This window comes from Robbsia andropogonis (genome assembly GCF_000970345.1).
GTDB classification, from domain to species: domain Bacteria; phylum Pseudomonadota; class Gammaproteobacteria; order Burkholderiales; family Burkholderiaceae; genus Robbsia; species Robbsia andropogonis.
This window is the reverse complement of sequence record NZ_LAQU01000206.1, coordinates 1-954: the sequence shown is the minus strand read 5'-3', so window position 1 is coordinate 954 and position 954 is coordinate 1. Positions and strand designations below refer to the sequence as shown.

Here is a 954-nt window from a genome sequence, read left to right as displayed (position 1 = left end):
CTCTTTGAGGGCACGACCATTCGCGCGAAACAGATCGCCGCGATAGCGGCTGATCATCTCCGACGCATCGCTAAGCACCGTGCGGCGGTTATCTTTTGGGCTGGCCAGCCCATACTGTGCGTTCGTGTGCTCCTGGAAAGCGTCGATGTATTGGATGTTGTATTTTTCAAAACCCAATGGCCGCAATGACTGTCCAGAAATAAGATTGGTCTTCGGTATAACAATATGAATATGCGGCTTGCGTTCCACGAGCTCGCCGCTCAACTGGTCGATGTAGCTCTTCACACGCGGCAAATGCGCCTCGGCGTAGAAGCAATATTCGTCCGAACGATACGCATGCATGGCGAAGGACTCAAAATCACGCGCAATTTGCAATAACGTTTGACGATCGATGTGATCCTCCTTGAACGAGAGCGTGATGCTCAGATAGCGCGAGACGCGCGGTGGCGCATCGATCGATTGAATCACCGCGTCAGTCAGATCGAGGTCACCTGCGAGCACCACCCGCTCGTCAAGCTCGTCGCGGCTAAGCGACCGACCTATCTTCTGACCGTCCTCGAGGTACTGCTTGACGCCGTCATGACGGCCGGAGACCCTAATCAACACGATACAAATGCGCCTTGAGCAACTGCGTGATCATTTCAAGCTCGTCGGCCACCGCCGCGAAGGTCGTTTCGGAAAGCTTGCCGGACAAGCGTACGGTGTTCGCCACGTGCGCGAGTTGGTTCAAGTTGTTGCCCGTCTTATTGATCACATACATGATGCGGCGGCGCTCGGCCGTAACCGGCGGCCGCGCCACCACTTCGGTGCGGTTCGTCAGAATGCAATCGCGCAAGAACTCGGAAGAACTCATACCCGAGTGCTTCACCTTCTCGCTGAATGTGCGCCATTGCTCATGGTTCAAGCGCGTGCTGATTGGCTTGCCAAGCGACGCGGCAAGCTTTTTTCGGCCCC

General features: G+C 55.9%; 1 protein-coding gene and 1 pseudogene. Both read right to left on the bottom strand.

All coding sequences use genetic code 11. The features are described from left to right. A pseudogene (locus tag WM40_RS27155) lies at positions 1 to 606 on the bottom strand (LPD7 domain-containing protein); the annotation flags it as partial. Then, on the bottom strand, positions 596 to 954 hold a 359-nt coding region (locus WM40_RS27150), incomplete at its 5' end, for a plasmid mobilization protein (RefSeq protein WP_046154659.1). The pseudogene WM40_RS27155 and the gene WM40_RS27150, both read right to left, overlap by 11 nt.